Here is a 16,673-nt window from a genome sequence, read left to right on the forward strand (position 1 = left end):
CACGCCACCCTGCCGCGTCACTCAACAGTCACCCCACAGGGCGTTCAGCCAACGCGGGCCACGCGCATCAAACCCTTCTCGGTTGCTCAAGACCAGCAGCGATAGCTGCTCTGCGGGGCAGCGCAAAACCAGCGACGTGAACGAGGCATAGCAGCCACCATGAAAGGCGAACTCGCGGCCCGCGTGGTGCAGCACCTCCACACCAAAGCGGTAGGTTTGGCCGACCGGTGCGAAGCGTTGATCTTCGGCACAGCAGCGCGCCAGCAAGAGCTCATGGGCAGGGACTTGCGGGTCTTGCTGCCACTGGCGTTCGGCCTGGGTCAAATCGGCCAAGGTCGACCATAAGCCGCCGTCACCCCAGGTGGCCAAAGGCACGGGTGCATCCAGCCAGGCGCCGGGGTGCAAGGGATCGGGTTCGTAGCTGCGGGCGCGGCGGGGCATCACCCGCCAAGGATCCCGCTCAAAACTAGTGCTGGGCATGCGCCAGGGCTTGAAGCAAAGCTGCGCGGCCAACTCGGCCAGGCTGCAACCTTCCAACTGCGCCAGAAGCTCGGCCAAGAGCACATAGTTGCTGTTGCTGTAAGCATATTGGCTGCCGGGGGTAAACCGGACGTCATGAGCCCTGCGGATCAACTCCAAGGCTTGCTCGGGCTGCAAGACATCGTGGTCACCCCGCCCCAACTGGGCGTGCCACAGCGTGAGGTAGTCGTCGATACCGCTGGTGTGCCGCAGCAAATGGCCCAGCAAAATGGGCTGGGTATAGGAGGCCAAAGCCGGTAGGCGGCCACGCACATCCTCATCCAGAGCGATCTTGCCTGCCGCCACGCTGCGCATGATGAATGCGGCTGTCCAAGGCTTGGCTTCGGAGGCCAAGTAGAAGCGCGTGTTGGCATCAATGGGCTGCTGCCACTCCAAGTGCGCCAGGCCATGGACCTGCTGTGCAAGCACCTCCCCCTTGACGACCAAAGCGGCGCAAAAGCCTGGCCCGTCAGGACCATAGGCACGGCACAGCTCGTCAGCTTGCGCGGCTAAACCCCGCAGCGCCTGTTCAACAAACTCAGACATCAAGCTTCTTCTCTTTCCTGATGCACGGCAGCCTTTACGCTCAACGGCCTCGGATCATGGACATGACTTGGCTGGCGTCCAGCGAGGAGGCCTTGCTCTGGATCTGGGGCAGGTACTGAGACTGCAATTGCTTGGCCGGCCCCAGCAGGCTTTGGAAGGTCTCGCGCAGCAGATCGGTGCTCATGACCCGGCCGCCTGCGTAGTAGCGCTTGGCTACTTGGCCCAGCGCGTAGGTGGTTGCAAAGGAAAAGGCCATGCCGGTGGCGGCGCCGCCGATGCTCCCCATGGTCTTGCCGGCCACCTTGCCCAGCAAGCCGCCCAGCAGCTTGCGGCCCATCTGCTCCACGTACTGCGAGGTGATGCCCACCCCCGCCGCAGCGATGAACTCTTTGATGTGGCCCTGGTCCAGCGCGACGCCGTGGGCCTGCCCAATGCTGTAGACCATCTTGATCTGCAAAGGCACGATGGCCATCGACGCCCAAGACTGCGGCAGCAACTCCAGCGCGCCGTTGAGGATCGCATAGTTGAGGATGGAGCGGTCCAACTCAGCATCGTTGGCGCGCACCGGCGCAGCGCTGGCGGGCAGTGGAGCCGCAGCGACGACGGCCGCAGGCACAGCAGCGCTCGCCACCGGAATGAAGGGCTCTACCTCGCGCTGAATGGCTTGCGCTTGCGCCTCCCCCAGCCCCAAGCGGGCCTTGAGCTGCTGCAAAAAGCTGCGCTCGACATCGGTGATCTGGCCGTCGGCCTCGCACACGCACAGCGCCACCTCATAGGCATAGTGGCGCAGGCCCTCGTCGCCCAAGCCGGCCACCGCCTGCTCCAGCGTGAAGCGCTTGAGCAGCACGTCTTGATAGAGCGAGCGGAGGTCCGGCGACGAGGCCTCAGACCCCAAAGACTCGGCGATGCGGCGAATTTCTTCGCGCTCTCGGTCATGCTTGGCCCCATCCGCGAAGGCGGCGTGCAGGGCGATGGCGAGTAGCGATTTTTGGTCTTGCGAATTCATGTCTTAGCTTTCAGAGGGTAGGAGACGGTGCTGAGACTCCGTGTTGGCCTCAGAGTTCCACCATCTCGAATTGGCTCTTGGCCACGTTGCAGTCGGGGCACTTCCAATCTTCGGGCACTTGCGCCCAGGGCGTGCCCGGCGCAATGCCGTCTTCTGGCCGCCCTTCCGCTTCGTCGTAGATAAAGCCACACACCACACACAACCATGCTTTCATCGTGTTTCCTTGTTCAAGGTTTTACCATCACCGGCCCCAGGCCGCCCGCAGGCTGGCCCAGTCGATCAGGCCTTGAGGCGACTGATGCCACTCCCAGGCCACATAAGCGCCCACCACCAGCAGCAATAGCGCAGCCAAGCGCCCCTGGTTCTCTTTGACGAGGTCGGGGCCACGGCCTTCGGTGCGACCGGTGAGCATAGGCCCCGAGAGATTTTTGCGGCGCCACAAGCTCAGGCCTAGCAAGGCGGCCAGGTGGGCCAGCACCACGTAGAGCAGGGCATCGCCTGCGGCGGCATGCCTCTCGGCCAGCGGCGCAGGGCCCCACTCGTTGAAGCTGGCATAGCCCGTCAAGGTGACCGGCAGCACCGCCACCAGCATGAGCACCACAGCCAGCGCCATCATCAAGTTTTGCCCTTGGCGCCAGTTCACGCTGGCCAGCGCAGGGGCACGCCCCGCGCTGCGCAGCCACTCGGCACCGCCGCTGAGCTTGGCCCAGAGGGCCGATAGCCGCACCGGGCGCGGGCCGACCAAGCCGTAAACCAGGCGAAACACCAGCAGCCCCGCCATGGTGTAGCCCAGGGTCACATGCAGCATGCGCCAGCGTTCCCCCTCAGCCGTGAGATGGGCTCCCAGAAAGCTCAGCGCAAACAGCCAGTGGAACATGCGCGTCGGCGCATCAATCACCCGCCGCGTGGGGGCGCGGGGTAGCGCCACTGGGGCCTGTGGAGCGGCGTCCGCCAGGGGGCCAGCAAAGGGCGTGGTGGATTGGCTCATGATCAGTCGTCCTGAAAAGCGGGGCGGAAGCGGGCATCCAAACCCTTGGGGAACTGCAAGCTCTTCTCGCTGAAGTTGCCCTTGTCAGCCGTGGTGTGGCAAGCCGCGCAGTTGGCTGCACTCTTCACCGACGCGTGCTGCCACACCTTGGGCGTGTTGATGTCGCTGTGCTTGCGTTCAAACCAGGCGCTGCGGGTGATGCGGTCTTCGGGCGGTTTGTCTTGGGCGCTGACTCTTTTGTAGCTGCCGGCATTGCTTTGGAGCCACGTGCTGATCTGCTGCACGGTGGCGGCATCCAGGGAGGCATCGGTGCCATAGTGGACGTTCAGCGAGCCCATCATGCGTTTCCAAGAAGCGGCTGGCAGCAAGCCCGGTGGATAGGCCAGGTGGCAAGAGCCGCATTCCTCCTTGTAGATCTTCAGCTCATTGCGGGGCTGCAGGTTCTTGCTGTCCGCCAGCGCGGCCAGGGGCACCGCTGCAGCCCACATGCCAAGGGCCATGGCGGCGGTATGCGCCCATCGTTGAAGGGTGGTCATGGTGTCTGCGCCTTTCACTTCAGGGTGATCAAGTAAGCCAGCACATCCGCCTTCTCGCCCGCGCTGCACTCACGGCTCAGCACGTCTTTGCAGTTGCGGCGAATCCATTTGTCCACCTTGGCCTCCTCGGTAAAGGCCTTGGGGTTGAAGCTCGGCGCCAGCGGCGGGATGACCTTGCCGGTGTTGGGGTGCTTGCCCTCAGTGGTGGGCGGCGCGTTGTGGCAAGAGGCGCAGCTCCACTCCCCACCAAAGCGCTTGCTGAAGAAGGCCTTGCCCCGCTCTGCGGAGGCCGGCACGGCGGCTTCCGCCGTCCAGCGCTGGAGCTGCCCGGCGGGGCTGGTGTCTGCGGCCTGTGCAGCAGCACCCAGGCACAGCAGCGCCGCACAGGCGGCCAAGGCAGAGAAGGTATGCCTGCGGCGGGGGCCAGGGGCCAAGCGCGAGACAAACTGGGGAAGCGTCATGGTGGTTCCTTGAAGAGTGGAGGCGGGAAGCAATGGCGGCCAGTCTCGCGGCCCAGGCTTGAACCGTTGCTGAAGCCGGCGTTCATCCCACGTTCACCTTCGGACACCCAGAATGGTGATCACCCTAGCCATTTGGTCACCCTATGTCCGCGCTCACCCCCCTTGTTGCTTTCATCGCCCTCATGGCCTGGGCCTGGAGCAGCGCGCTCTGGGCGCATGGCGCGGGCACGGACTCTCTGCCCTGGGCCGTCTACACCCAGTCCTTCTACTTGAGCGGCTTGCTGTCCATCGCACTGATGTCGCTGACCATGGTGTTGGCGGTACGTGCCCCTTGGCTGGAGCGCCCCCTGGGTGGGGTTGACCGCATGTACCGGCTGCACAAATGGGCGGGCATCGCAGCCGTGCTGTTCGCCGCGCTGCACTGGTTGCTGGAGATGGCGGATGACCTCGTCAAGGCCGTGTATGGCCGCGCTGGCCGCCCCGCCGAGTCGGAGTACGACGGCTGGCTTGGCGCACTGCAAGAGCTGGGCGAAGACTTGGGCGAAGGCGCTCTCTATGTCGCCCTGGCCATGCTGGCCCTGACGCTTTGGAAGCGCTTCCCCTACCACCTGTGGCGCCACCTGCACCGCGCCATGCCGGTGCTGTACTTGGTGTTGGCCCTGCATGCCGCCGTGCTGGCCCCACCCCATTACTGGGCTGAACCCGTGGGCCTGCTGCTGGCCGGGCTGCTGACACTGGGCTCTCTGGCCGCGGCCTGGACCCTGACGGGCCAAGTCGGCCGCAGCCGGCGGTATGCGGCCACCATCGTCAGCGTGGCCACGCCGATGCCGGGGGTGACGGAGTTGGTCTGCCGCCTCCCGGGCGGCTGGCGGGGCCACCAGCCCGGGCAGTTTGCGTTTTTGACACTCGATTGGGTTGAGGGCGCACACCCCTTCACCATCGCCAGTGCCGACCATGGCGACGGCTTGGTCACCTTCCAGATCAAGGCCTTGGGCGACTTCACGAGGCACCTCGGCCAGCACACCCAAGTGGGCCAACCCGTCGCCATCGAAGGGCCCTATGGCCGCTTTGAGCTGGGCCGTCAGCGCCAGAAGGCGCGGCAGATTTGGGTCGCGGGTGGCGTGGGCGTGACACCCTTTCTCGCCTGGCTAGACAGCCTGGCCCGCACTGCAGCTCAGGGCCAAAGCACGCCCGACGCTGACCTGCATTACTTCACCCGCAATGCTCCGCAAGACCCCTTTGCACAGCAACTGCAAGCGGGCTGTGCAGCCGTACCCAGTGTGCGCTTGCATGTGCATGACAGCCAGGCTGCGCCGCAGACCAGCGCGCAGCACCTGGTGGCTGAATCGGCACAGGCCCGCCAGCGCACAGAAGTCTGGTTCTGCGGCCCGGCAGGCCTGGGGCAGCAGGTGCGCAGCGCGCTGCGCCAAAAGCTGGGCTGGCGCTTGCGCTTTCATCAAGAAGCGTTTGAGCTGCGCTGAGGCGCGCCACGGTATGCTGAGCCCCTGAAAGGAGCTGTGATGAGCCCATTTGCCCGGCCGTTGCGCCTGCTTCAGCAAGGCCTGCTGTGCGCTTGCTTGCTGGCCGCTGGTGGCGCCTTGGCCAGCAGCGACGACGACCACGAGCAAGCCCGCCGCGCGGTGGCGCGGGGCGAGGTGCTGCCCTTGAAGCAAGTGCTTCAGCACCTGGAGAAGCAGCGCCCTGGGGGCCAAGTTCTGGAGGTCGAGCTGGAGAAAGAAGAAGGGCTGTGGGTGTATGAGATCAAGCAACTGGAGACAGGCGGCCTGATCGTCAAGCTCAAGCTCGACGCCAAGACCGGCGTGCTGCTGCACGCCAAGCCGCGCCGCAAATCTTGAACCCTGCGCAAGCCCTGCCCCACCCCAAGGACGAACCATGAGGATTTTGCTGGTCGAAGACGAACCCACCCTGAACCGCCAGCTCGACATGGTCTTGCAGCAAGCGGGCTACAGCGTGGATGTGAGTGTGAATGGCCGAGACGCCTGGGCGCTGGGCGACGCCGAACCCTTTGACGCCGTGGTGCTTGACCTGGGCTTGCCACAAATAGACGGGCTGACGGTGCTGAAGCGCTGGCGTGCTGCGGGGCGCCATATGCCGGTGCTGATCCTCACCGCCCGCGACAACTGGCACGAGAAGGTAGCCGGCATAGACGCTGGCGCCGACGACTACCTGACCAAGCCCTTCCACACCGAAGAGCTGCTGGCACGCCTGCGTGGCCTGATCCGCCGCGCCAGTGGTTTGTCATCGCCACTGCTCACCTGTGGCCCCATCGAGCTAGACACCCGCAGCAGCCGAGTTACCGTGCACGGCCAAGCCATCAGCCTGACCAGCCATGAGTTCAAGGTCTTGGCCTATCTCATGCATCACCCCGATGCGGTGGTTTCGCGCACCGAGCTGACCGAGCACATCTACGCCCAAGACTGCGACCGAGACTCCAACACCATTGAGGTGTTTGTGGGCCGCCTGCGCAAGAAGCTGCCGCCCGACCTGATAGAGACCGTGCGCGGCCTGGGCTACCGCTTGGTGGCCCCGGCATGATCCAGCGCTGGCTGGCGGGCTTGCGCGGCTCTCTGCAATGGCGCCTGCTGCTTGTCACCCTGGCAGGCATTGCCCTGGCCTTGGCGCTGACAGGCTTGACGCTCTACCAATTGTTCAGCGCCCACGTGCAGCGCCAGTTTCAAGCGGATCTGGCTGTGCAACTCGAACAACTCACCGCCCGCCTGGAGTTCAATGCCAGCGGCCAGCCCGTGATAGACCCCAGCCAGTTGAGTGACCCGCGCTGGCTCAAGCCCTTGTCGGGCCGTTACTGGCAGGTCGATGTCTATGCCCCCACGACCAAGCCGGCGGCGGCTGCCGGTGTGCTGCGCTCGCGCTCGCTGTGGGATGAAGTGCTGACCTTGCCCGCCGATGTGGTGGCCGACGGCGATACCCACCTGCACGAGATTGCAGGCCCCTCGGGGCGGCCACTGCTGGCGATTGAGCGCACCGTCCGCCCCCCCGCGCCCCACAGCAGCGCCTGGACCCTGGTGGTGGCGGCCGACGCCAGCGAAGCCCAAGACGCCGCCCGCCGCTTTGCCCGTGTGCTGGCAGGCACCCTGGCCGTGTTGATGGGCCTGCTGGCCTTGGCCGCCGCCGCCCAAGTGTGGGTGGGGCTGGCACCCCTGCGCGCACTCAAGCAGGCGGTCTTGGCGCTGGACAGCGGCCAAGAGGCTCGGCTGCGTGGCCGCTTTCCGGCCGAGATACAGCCACTGGCCGACGGCTTCAACCGCGCACTGCAACGCCAAGAAGAGGGACTGACCCGCGCCCGCACCCAAGCCGGTAACCTGGCCCACGCGCTCAAAACCCCGCTGGCGGTGCTGCGCCACACGGCCGAGGGCGCCACGCAGCCAGCGCAAGCCCCTGCCATGCAGCAGGTGGGCCAGCAGATCCGAGAGCAGGTCGACAAGGCCCAACAGCACATCGACTGGCATCTGCGCCGCGCCCGCTCTGCGGCCAGCGCCGCCAGCATGCAGCGGCCAAGCTGTGCTCTGCTGCCCACACTGCAAGGCCTGCAGCGGGTGATGAGCAAGGTCCACGCCCAGCGCTCGCTGCACATCAGCATAGAGAGCGCCAACCCGAACCTGCATGCGCCGATTGAGCAACAAGACCTGCACGACATGCTCGGCAACCTGATCGACAACGCCTGCAAGTGGGCCCGCAGCCAGGTGCGCATCCAAGTGGACGCGGCAGGAGCCGTCACCATCGACGACGACGGCCCCGGCATCCCCGCTGCCCAACGCGCCCTGATGTGCCAGCGCGGGCAGCGTCTGGATGAGCACACACCAGGCTCCGGCCTGGGGCTGGCCATCGTCAGTGAGTTGGCCGAGCTCTATGGTGCCGAGTTGAGCCTGAGCGAGAGCCCCTTGGGCGGACTGCGTGCGCGTCTGTCTTGGGGCGTGTCAGTGGCCTAGCCCACGGCCTGCGATGAAAACGCCCTGGCAGCCGAGCCAGTGCTGCGGCCTATCACTCCGCATTCAGAATCTGTTCAATCAGTTTGTCGAGCGATGCCTCGACGTTGCCGCTGCTGACCCGCTCTTCCTGGGCGCGCCGCACGGCCGCCTTCAGCGCTGTGCATTCCGGCGGGCCTGCCACGCGCACGCGGGCCAGCAAGGCGCTGGCGGCTTGATAGCCGATGAAGGCCCGCTCTTCAACCAAGCGGCGGGCCAGCCATTCCATCTGATCGGGCATGTACTTCATCTGCAAGATGACGGTGGCGGCAAGGTGCTCGCCGGTAGACGTGCTGCGGATCAAGTCGCCGATGTAAGGTGCGGCGGCAATGGCATGGGGCCGCATGCGCCGGACGATGTCGGTCATCTGATTCGTGCGCTCCCTGGAGTATTCCTTTCGGCCGCGCAGCGCTTCGTACTCGCCCGCCAACTGGCGCAGCGGTTGCAGCACCACAGTAGCGTCTGCAGGGGCCGCATCGGCCACCGCTTGTGCAGCGCTGACACTGGCGGCTGAGGGCACTACGGGCACGGGGTCTGAGCCATCGGCGCTCATGAACTGTGCTGTGGTCGGCTCCTTTTCTTCAAGCTGATTGGCGTAGTCCAGCGCATCACGGTAGTGCGCCTCTGAGCGGGCGATGGCGTCGTCCGCCCGGCCAATGGCGCCTTGCACAAACAAGCGCATGTACAGGTACACCGCCAGAAAGCCGAGCATCGCGAAGCCCACCACCAAAGCGGTGGCGGCCGAGACATCGGCTGCGGTGGGATTCGGCCGCATGGCCGCTGCAGCGTTGTGGCAGACGGCGGTGATTTCATTGCGCACTTCGGTGAAGTTCACCAAGGTCAAGCCGACGATGATCTTGGTCAACCAGTCGGACACCTCTTCCAGATTGGTGTTGGGTCGCGCCCGCGTGGCGGCGTCGCTGGGGGAAGCGCCGCCCGCCTGGGCTGGCGTTGTGGTGCCTATTGCTGCGGCGCCCGCCACCGCTGCTGGGGTGTTGGGCGACGTGGTGTTGGTCGTGCCCTCCGCCTTGCCAGCCATCCCAGACTTCGGTATGCCGAATAAAAATCCTGCCATACCGCCAGCCACTACCGACGCAAACACCCACAGCAAAACCGGGCCAACGGCGTCGGCCTTCCAGCCCACCCACAAGGCCGCCAATACGGCCCCCACCACCACCGGCACCACCACCCGGTTGATCTGACGCAAGTCATCGGAGGTGGTGGGAGGAGCGGGGTTGCTGCGCGTGCTTCTGTGGGAAAACAATTGACCCAGACTGCCCACGCTGATGAGTTTGCTCTTGAAGGTCATGTGGCCCGTCTCCTCGTACAAGTGGCCCGTACCGCCAGACGCCCTGGCCGCTTCTTGCCGCACAACTTCAGCGTACGCCGATCACGACCTGTCCGCCCCCCTAGATCACTAGCTGCACAAGCCCAACACCCCCCCAGCTTGCCCAGCAACTCCCCCCTGTGCGCCGGGTTAGCCAATGCCCGCAGGCCCGTTACTGTGCATTGCATGCCTGCCACCTTGGGAGGCAGCCCACCCGAACGGAGCCCACCATGAACACCGAGATCGTCTCGCAACTGCAAGCCATGCAGACCGTCACCCAAAACCGCCTCGACAACTTGGTGCAAGAGCTGAGCAAGCGCGCCCGCGTGGTCAATGAAGAGTCGATCAGTCATTTGATCGAGCGCGGCGTCATCGCCAGGATGGCCCAAGACGGCTGCTGCAAGCCCGACGGTGGCACCTGCTGCCCCAATGCCAAGCGGCAGATCGTGACCAACCCCATCAAGTCACTCTGAGGCCGCATCACCATGAGCGCAGCGCAGATGTTGAGCACCCAGCTCTTGGACGCAGCGATGCTGAACTACCTGCGGTGCAAGTTTCCCCAACTATCCGCCGATGAGCTGGCCGTGCAGATCGAGGAGACCTTGCGCTTCTTGTTCATCGCGGACGAGTGCACCGGCTCCATCCCGGTGTCGCGCGAGATCGACGAGATCTGGCACGCCTGGATATTGCAAACCCAGGAGTACATGGCGCTCTGCGAGCGCCTGCCCACCGGGCGCTACATCCATCACAGCTCGAACCAGTACCTGCGCTACTTCGACGCCACGGTGGGTGAAGGCGAGGACCTGAGCGAAAGCGTGAAGATGCTGGCCCTCTACGTCGCCAACTTCGGCCCGTTTGAGCCGCAGCGCGCCCCGCATTGGCTGCTGGTGCGCCACATGACGAGCCAATGGCACTGGCCGCTGGAGGCTGTCAATGATTGGCTTTGCACAACGCCAGCCGAACCGACATCGATTTGCCAATCCGTGCTAGCCAAAGCAGCCTCGGCTGGACAAGATCGCGCGCATGACCACGCCCTCCTCCAGCCCACCACCCAGCGCCAGCCCCCTGGCGATGCGGCCCGCCCATGAGTTGGCCCGCCTGCTGCGGCAGCGGCAGATCAGTGCGGTGGAGTTGCTGCGGCTCTACCTAGATCGAGTCGACCGCTTCAACCCCCAGCTCAATGCCGTGGTGGTGCGCCTAGACGAGGCCGCGCTGTCCCGCGCCCACGCTGCTGATGCCGCCCTGGCTCGCGGCGAGCTGTGGGGCCCGCTGCACGGCCTGCCCATGACGGTGAAGGAGTCCTTCGACGTGGTGGGCACCCCCACCACCTGGGGCTTTGAAGCCCAGCGCCAGCACCGGACCACTGAGCATGCTGATGCGGTGAAGCGCCTGGAAGACGCGGGCGCCGTGGTCTTTGGCAAGACCAATGTGCCCACCGCCCTGGCCGACTGGCAAACCTTCAACCCCGTCTACGGCACCACCTGCAACCCATGGGACATGAGCCGCGTGCCCGGTGGCTCCTCAGGTGGCTCAGCCGCCGCGCTGGCGGCTGGGCTGTGCGCACTGGAGTTGGGCAGCGACATTGGCGCCTCCATCCGCAACCCGGCACATTACTGCGGCGTGTATGGCCACAAGCCCACCTGGGGCGTGGTCGCCATGCAAGGCCAGCAACTGCCGGGCACCGAATGCATAGACGCGCTGGACATTGCCGTGGTAGGCCCCATGGCCCGCAGCGCCCACGACCTGAGCTTGGCCATGGACGTGCTGGCCCACCCCGTGCGCAGCTTTGGCCCGCATGGCTGGCAGCCTGCCACTTGGCGCGACGCAGGCGCACCCGCCAGCCGCATGCGCGTGGCCATGCTGCTGGATGACCCCTGCGCCGAGGTCGACGTCAGCGTGCAACAGGCCCTGGCCGACCTGGCCCGCTTTCTGCGCAGCCAAGGCGTGCAGGTGGACGAAGGCGTGCGGCCCGTCGACAGCCAAGAGGCCTATCAAACCTACATCGGCCTGCTGCGCTCGGCCACCGGCGCGATGATGGACACAGCGCAACACCGACTGGTCACACAACAGGCCCAAGCCTTGGCGGAGGACGACCGCAGCTACGGCGCCTGGATCGCACGCGCCCAGACCTTGTCTCACCACGGCTGGGTGCAGCTGGACCAAGTGCGCCGCAAGCTGCAGCGCCAGTGGGCGCAGTTCTTCGAACGCTACGACCTGCTGATCTGCCCCACCGCCACCACCCCCGCCTTTGAGCACAACCAAGCGGGCCAGCGCTGGGAGCGCATGCTGCAAGTCAACGGCCGCCCCCAGCCCAGCACCGACCAACTCTTTTGGGCCGGCTACCCCGGCGTGGTGGGCCTGCCAGCCACCGCCGTGCCACTGGCCACCCACAGCGCCCCCGGCCTGGCCCAGTTGCCCATCGGCGCCCAACTCATTGGCCCCGCCTTTGGCGACCCCGTCTGCCTGCGCTTTGCCCGCTGGCTAGAGGCCGAATACCGCGCCTTTGTGCCGCCACCGGGGTTTGAATAGGCGTTACGCGGCGGCGCATTCACCTTGGTTCATATACTGTATATTTATACAGTTTCAATGACTCATCCGGGCGCATGGCCATGAGCAGCAGTATTCACGCCTCCATTCTCCCGACACGGGCCCACCTCACTCGGCTGATGAAGCTCTGGCGCTCTGCCGGTTGGCCCAGCCGAGACCCGATAGACCTAGACCTGCTGGCCGCCGGTTGGGTGAGCTTGGTGGGTGATCACCCCGCCCAAGAGTGCCTGAAGCTGACCGATGCTGGCCTGGCCCTGCTGGCCCAAAGCCGCCAAGCTCAGCGCCGCGCCGCCAGCACGCATGACAAGCTGGCCCTGCGCATGGCCGACCTGCTGGTCGAGACCGGCCGGCTGGTGTGGCATGAGTTGTCGCTGCGGGCACAGGTTGAGATTGAAGCGCCCGCCGAGGCCCCCCCCTTAACAACTGCGTCATCTCCAGGCCCGCAACGCGCACCCTTCATGGCGAGCCCCAGTCTGTGGGCCGATGAAGAAGCCAACCCAGACGCCACCCCCACGCCGCCCAAGCCCGCCGCCCAATGGCGCCTGGCCCGGCCTGATCTGTTCTCGGTGCGGCGCACCAGCAACCCAGCCTATCTGCAGGCCATGGTGCACGAGATCAAAGTCAGCCGGGCGGATCTGTTTTCCGACCTGCGCAACAAGGCCAAGCGGGCCTCGTACCAATGGCTTTGCAGCGAGTGCTACTACGTCTTCCCCGCCGGCATGGCCGAGCCCAAAGAACTGCCCGAAGACCTGGGCGTGTGGGTGCTGCACAGCGACACCGAAGGCGGCCGCCTTGAAATGCTGCGCCCTGCCCGGCACGCGCCCTGCACGCTGCCCTTTGAGGTGTGGATGGCCTTGGCGCAGGCGACACCCATGCAAACGGAGGGCGTGGAGGTGGTGCAGGGGGAGTTGGCAGAGGCTGCGGGGTGATCAGACGTTAAGCCCGAGTGCAGAGCCGCACGATGGCTCGCTCGCTGCCACGGGCTGGCCTGTTCGCAGCGCCAATCGCTCCACACTCAAGCGCAACGATTCATATTGGCACCGACTGCAGACGTGATCATGGCCACGGTTCCCTTTCGGATCGAGGGGTAGGCCTGCAATTCGTTGGCAATGCTGGAGGCCACCTCTAACGTCGTGTCAAGGATGTCCTCGGCCACGCGCTTCTTGAGGCTGGCATCGGCGGCCAGCGCCAACAGTTGTCGACGACCCGGCTCAAGCGCCTCGCCCATCACCGAAGTTTGGTGGTAGCCGCCGGGGCCGCTGTTGAACGTCAGGTCATAGGCGGGTGCGAGCTGCCATTGCATTTGCTCATTCATGCGCAGCGCAAAGTTCTTGGCGTGGTCGTCGCGGTTGTTGAACACCACATTGAACACACAGCGCCGGAAGGCCGCTTCGACCTGCCTGACATCTGCCGTGAAGTACAGCGTCGCCCGAAGAATGCTCTGGTAGTCCAGAGACGGGACTCTGAAATCCGCGTGGAGTGCAGCAGCAAAAGACTGCACCGGCACCCGCATGCCACGCTCGCGATCAAAGCGCTCGATGCCAAACGCAGCCAGGTTGCGATTGATCTCAAACAGCCGCGTGGTGGGCACCTCCAAGCCGCAGCGGCGAGCCATGCCGCAGTAGGCCTGCTCAATGGCACAGACCTCTTTGTGCTCTTGCCCGGCAGGGAACTTGATGAGCCAGGGCGTGCCGGGTGCGCCATCCAAGGTGCTGATGTGCTGGTGCTGGGCGTCGACTTGCACCAGCACCTTGGGTCGCGCGCCATGGGGGGAGCCGCCCACCATGGCCAATTGCTGCAAGGCCGCCGTGTCCCTGTCCGCCACCACCTCGCGCACCGCCTGGGCCATCTGCAACAGGCTCAGGTCGTCTGCCGACAAAGAGGCTTGGCTTGCCGGCACAAAGGACAAGGCGCCCATGCCCCGCTCACCAATGAAGCTCAATCTATCCAGCGGCGAGATGCCTGCCAAGGGCCGCCCGCTCTGCAAGAAGAGGCGGTCCATCAGCAGCAGGCCCCAGCCATCGGGCAGGGAATCGGCCACCAAGCCAGGCAGGCGGCTGAGGTAGGGCGGGAAACCGCCATAGGCCTGCGCGCGCAAGGGCAGCTTCAGGGCAGACAACTCAAGGCCCTGCTTCAAGGCCTCTGCTGAATACTCAAACAACAACTGCCGCCCATCGTCCGCCAAAGTGCCCAGCAGCCAACGTTGGCCCCAGCCGCCAAAGAAGACGTCCAGCTTCTTCATGATGGCGCCACACCCGCTCGCTTGCGTGCGCGTTGACGCTTGGGCGCGGCGTGTCGCTCCATGTCGGCAATGCTGGCGTAGGCGGGCACAGCAAACAAACCCGACAGCTCATTTACCAAGCCCAGCACGCGCGCCACCTGCACCAAGGTCTCCAAGGTGACCTTGCCAGAGGACTCCAGCTTCTTCACGGCCCCCAGGGCCACGCCTGCGCGACGCGACAACTCCTCCTGCGTCATGAGCTTGGCCAAGCGCTGCTCGCGCAGGCGTTGACCCAGCGCTTGCATGATCTCAGCTGAAGAGGCGAGGTTGAGGTCGGAGGGCGTCACAGCAGAATGAAATTAGAGCCGTTTAAATGACTATTAAATCACCAAAGCGCATTCTGTAGCCTTTTTTATGTCCACTAAAAATTCCCCATTTATCATCAAGAACTGAAGCCCGGAGCAGTGTGAGCCAACACACTGCTCAAGCGCTGGGCAGCTCAAACACCAAGCAGGTGGTGGTGGCGTGGGCGTAGAGCTTGCCATCCGGCCCCACGATGCGGGCTTCGGCCGTGGCCAGTTGGCGGCCACAGTGCAGCACCTCGCCCAGCGCACGCAGCGGCCCCGTCTTGAGCGTGGCGCCGCGCACGATGTTCACGCTCAGCTCGGCCGTCGTGTAGCCACGGCCGGGCGGCATCAGCGTGTGTACCGCGCAGCCCAGGGCCGAGTCGAGCAAAGTGGCATACCAGCCGCCATGCACGCCGCCCATCGGGTTCAAGTGCTTGAGCTGCGGCGTGCCCTGAAACACCGCCTTGCCCGGCGCCACCGACACCAGGCCAAAGTCCATCGTGTCTGAGATGTGCGGGTAAGGCAGCTCACCGGCCAGCATGGCCTGCAGCACCTCTAGCCCGCTCTTGCCTGCGGCCTGGGCGGGGGTGACGAAGCCAGCGTTGGGTGCTTTGGCCAACATGCGCTCGCGCACAGCGTTGAACTCTTGGGTCCACTGGGCCAGGGTGTCTTCGGTGCTCATGGTGGCTTTCGCTGTCTGTTGGGGGTCCTGGGATTTTGCATGCTCACCCTCCTGTGCCGCTGCGCCTTGTGGCGCAATGAGCGATTGGTGTGCGATTGAAGGCCGCGTCTGCGTGCGCTCTTCACCTCTGCCCGTCAGGCGAGAATCCCCCCCTGCTCCGCCCTTGCTCGGCTGTTCAGCCCGCCCCACATTAATAGCCGCCGACAAACCACTCATGACCGACGCTTCTCCCTCGTACACCACCCTGCCCGCCTGGCCCAAGGCTTATCCGGCCAGCGGCGCCAACGCCACCCTGAAGCTCCACAACGAGGACTTCATCGTCACCGAGTTGCCGCTGCAGCAGCCCTCGGGCGCGGGCGAGCACATTTGGGTCGATGTAGAGAAGAACGGCGCCAACACCCTCTTCGTCGCCCAGCAGTTGGCCCTGGCCGCCGGGGTGAATGAGTGGGATGTGGGCTATGCCGGCCTGAAGGACCGCTACGCCATCACCCGGCAATGGTTCAGCATCTATCTGCCCAAGGGTGACACGCCCGACCTGACCCAGCTTCAGCACCCTGAATTTAAGGTGCTGAGCCAGAGCCGCCACGTGAAGAAGCTGCGCCCGGGTGACTTGCAAGGCAACCGCTTTCGCATCGTGCTGCATGAGGTGACGGGCGACCGCGATGCGCTGGAGGCCAACCTCCAAGCCGTGGCGGCGAAGGGCGTGCCCAACTACTTTGGCGCTCAGCGCTTTGGCCACGATGGTGGCAACGTGGAGCAAGGCCGCGCCATGCTGGCGCGCGAGATCCGCGTGCGCAACCCGAAGAAGAAAGGCATCTACCTGTCGGCGGTGCGCTCTTTCATCTTCAATGAAGTGCTGGCGCTGCGCATGCAGCAAGGGCTGTGGGGCCAAACCCTGCCCGGCGACGTGCTGACCGAGGCCGGCCAGCCCACCGGCCCGCTGTGGGGCCGCGGCCGCGTGAGCACCACCGACCAAGCCCAAGCCCTGGAAAACGGCGTGGCCGAGCGCCATGCCACCTTGTGCAGCGGCATGGAATTTGCCGGCCTAGACCAAGAGCGCCGCGCCCTGGTGGCCCAGCCTGCGGACATGAGCTGGGAATGGCCACAGGCCGACCAACTGGTGATCACCTTCTCGTTGGCCGCGGGCACCTACGCCACGTCTGTGCTGAGCGAGATTCTGCAGACCACGGAGCCGGAGCGGCTCACAGAAGGTGAGCCTGGGGCGGTGGAGTGATGTGACCGAGGCAGAAGGAAGGCTGCGCGGCGACCAGCGCCCGAGCTTCAAGGCCTCCGGTCCATGGGAACAGGCTCTGGCGGCAGCTCCTCGGCTGTATCGGTATCGGCGATGTTCCATATAAATCGCCCTAACAGGCTGCTGAAAAACCGCCTTGATCATGCAGCTTTGGCGCCCGACTTAAAGTCTGAGTTGAGTGCGTTTCGTGATGCGGGAAATCGAGCCCGAATTTCATCGATTTAGTGCGGTTTTCAT

General features: G+C 65.1%; 19 protein-coding genes. 9 read left to right on the forward strand and 10 right to left on the reverse strand.

Features of this window, described 5'->3' with window-relative positions; all coding sequences use genetic code 11:
* Positions 1–21: 21 nt before the first annotated feature.
* The 6 genes from ACIQ3Q_RS12600 to ACIQ3Q_RS12625 are packed head-to-tail and all read right to left on the reverse strand — an operon-like array spanning position 22 to position 4,056.
* A complete protein-coding gene (locus ACIQ3Q_RS12600; protein WP_396269427.1) occupies positions 22–1,065 on the reverse strand; it encodes a serine hydrolase domain-containing protein in 1,044 nt (347 codons plus the stop codon).
* 40 nt (positions 1,066–1,105) lie between these two features.
* Positions 1,106–2,071: a YcjF family protein gene (locus ACIQ3Q_RS12605; protein ID WP_396269428.1), complete on the reverse strand. Its 966-nt coding sequence runs from the start codon at positions 2,069–2,071 to the stop codon at positions 1,106–1,108.
* A gap of 49 nt (positions 2,072–2,120) precedes the next feature.
* Positions 2,121–2,285 carry a rubredoxin gene (locus tag ACIQ3Q_RS12610; RefSeq protein ID WP_396269429.1) on the reverse strand — a complete coding sequence of 55 codons (165 nt, stop codon included), beginning with the start codon at positions 2,283–2,285 and terminating at the stop codon, positions 2,121–2,123.
* A 27-nt stretch (positions 2,286–2,312) separates the two neighbouring features.
* A complete protein-coding gene (locus tag ACIQ3Q_RS12615; RefSeq protein WP_396269430.1) occupies positions 2,313–3,059 on the reverse strand; it encodes a cytochrome b/b6 domain-containing protein in 747 nt (248 codons plus the stop codon).
* Between the two features lie 2 nt (positions 3,060–3,061).
* Positions 3,062–3,595, reverse strand: coding sequence for a diheme cytochrome c (locus ACIQ3Q_RS12620; RefSeq protein ID WP_396269431.1), 534 nt, complete (start codon positions 3,593–3,595; stop codon positions 3,062–3,064).
* 14 nt (positions 3,596–3,609) lie between these two features.
* Complete coding sequence (locus ACIQ3Q_RS12625) at positions 3,610–4,056, reverse strand: DUF1924 domain-containing protein (RefSeq protein ID WP_396269432.1); 447 nt, start codon at positions 4,054–4,056, stop codon at positions 3,610–3,612.
* 143 nt (positions 4,057–4,199) lie between these two features.
* Between ACIQ3Q_RS12625 and ACIQ3Q_RS12630 the strand changes: the two genes are divergently transcribed.
* Genes ACIQ3Q_RS12630 through ACIQ3Q_RS12645 form a run of 4 tightly spaced genes read left to right on the forward strand, consistent with a single transcriptional unit; the run spans position 4,200 to position 8,024 of the window.
* The gene (locus tag ACIQ3Q_RS12630; RefSeq protein ID WP_396269433.1) at positions 4,200–5,537 is read left to right on the forward strand and encodes a ferric reductase-like transmembrane domain-containing protein; all 1,338 of its coding nucleotides are present in this window, start codon (positions 4,200–4,202) and stop codon (positions 5,535–5,537) included.
* Between the two features lie 39 nt (positions 5,538–5,576).
* Positions 5,577–5,912, forward strand: coding sequence for a PepSY domain-containing protein (locus ACIQ3Q_RS12635; protein ID WP_396269434.1), 336 nt, complete (start codon positions 5,577–5,579; stop codon positions 5,910–5,912).
* Between the two features lie 37 nt (positions 5,913–5,949).
* Positions 5,950–6,612: a response regulator transcription factor gene (locus ACIQ3Q_RS12640; protein WP_396269435.1), complete on the forward strand. Its 663-nt coding sequence runs from the start codon at positions 5,950–5,952 to the stop codon at positions 6,610–6,612.
* On the forward strand, positions 6,609–8,024 hold the full coding sequence (locus tag ACIQ3Q_RS12645; RefSeq protein WP_396269436.1) for an ATP-binding protein: 1,416 nt from the start codon (positions 6,609–6,611) through the stop codon (positions 8,022–8,024). The genes ACIQ3Q_RS12640 and ACIQ3Q_RS12645 overlap by 4 nt, the downstream gene beginning before the upstream one ends.
* Before the next feature lie 52 nt (positions 8,025–8,076).
* On the opposite strand, the gene ACIQ3Q_RS12650 is transcribed toward ACIQ3Q_RS12645, so the two are convergent.
* A complete protein-coding gene (locus ACIQ3Q_RS12650) occupies positions 8,077–9,369 on the reverse strand; it encodes a hypothetical protein (RefSeq protein WP_396269437.1) in 1,293 nt (430 codons plus the stop codon).
* Between the two features lie 248 nt (positions 9,370–9,617).
* On the opposite strand from ACIQ3Q_RS12650, the gene ACIQ3Q_RS12655 reads away from it, so the two are divergent.
* From ACIQ3Q_RS12655 to ACIQ3Q_RS12670, 4 genes are all read left to right on the forward strand, one after another.
* The gene (locus tag ACIQ3Q_RS12655; protein WP_396269438.1) at positions 9,618–9,860 is read left to right on the forward strand and encodes a hypothetical protein; all 243 of its coding nucleotides are present in this window, start codon (positions 9,618–9,620) and stop codon (positions 9,858–9,860) included.
* A gap of 12 nt (positions 9,861–9,872) precedes the next feature.
* Complete coding sequence (locus ACIQ3Q_RS12660) at positions 9,873–10,475, forward strand: hypothetical protein (protein ID WP_396269439.1); 603 nt, start codon at positions 9,873–9,875, stop codon at positions 10,473–10,475.
* Positions 10,411–11,916, forward strand: a complete 1,506-nt coding sequence (locus ACIQ3Q_RS12665) for an amidase (protein WP_396269440.1) — start codon at positions 10,411–10,413, stop codon at positions 11,914–11,916. Before ACIQ3Q_RS12660 ends, ACIQ3Q_RS12665 begins: the two co-directional genes overlap by 65 nt.
* An 80-nt stretch (positions 11,917–11,996) precedes the next feature.
* Positions 11,997–12,863 (forward strand): hypothetical protein, encoded by an 867-nt coding sequence (locus ACIQ3Q_RS12670; protein WP_396269441.1) that lies wholly within the window; start codon positions 11,997–11,999, stop codon positions 12,861–12,863.
* An 86-nt stretch (positions 12,864–12,949) separates the two neighbouring features.
* On the opposite strand, the gene ACIQ3Q_RS12675 is transcribed toward ACIQ3Q_RS12670, so the two are convergent.
* From ACIQ3Q_RS12675 to ACIQ3Q_RS12685, 3 genes are all read right to left on the reverse strand, one after another.
* Positions 12,950–14,176 carry a type II toxin-antitoxin system HipA family toxin gene (locus tag ACIQ3Q_RS12675; protein ID WP_396269442.1) on the reverse strand — a complete coding sequence of 409 codons (1,227 nt, stop codon included), beginning with the start codon at positions 14,174–14,176 and terminating at the stop codon, positions 12,950–12,952.
* The gene (locus tag ACIQ3Q_RS12680) at positions 14,173–14,502 is read right to left on the reverse strand and encodes a helix-turn-helix domain-containing protein (protein WP_396269443.1); all 330 of its coding nucleotides are present in this window, start codon (positions 14,500–14,502) and stop codon (positions 14,173–14,175) included. Before ACIQ3Q_RS12680 ends, ACIQ3Q_RS12675 begins: the two co-directional genes overlap by 4 nt.
* Positions 14,503–14,638: 136 nt before the next feature.
* Positions 14,639–15,184, reverse strand: coding sequence for a PaaI family thioesterase (locus tag ACIQ3Q_RS12685; RefSeq protein ID WP_396269444.1), 546 nt, complete (start codon positions 15,182–15,184; stop codon positions 14,639–14,641).
* A 214-nt stretch (positions 15,185–15,398) separates the two neighbouring features.
* Between ACIQ3Q_RS12685 and truD the strand changes: the two genes are divergently transcribed.
* A complete protein-coding gene (gene truD / locus ACIQ3Q_RS12690; protein ID WP_396269445.1) occupies positions 15,399–16,418 on the forward strand; it encodes a tRNA pseudouridine(13) synthase TruD in 1,020 nt (339 codons plus the stop codon).
* The last annotated feature ends 255 nt before the right edge of the window (positions 16,419–16,673 follow it).

The sequence above is a fragment of the Ideonella sp. genome (assembly GCF_044358605.1).
GTDB lineage: Bacteria > Pseudomonadota > Gammaproteobacteria > Burkholderiales > Burkholderiaceae_C > Ideonella.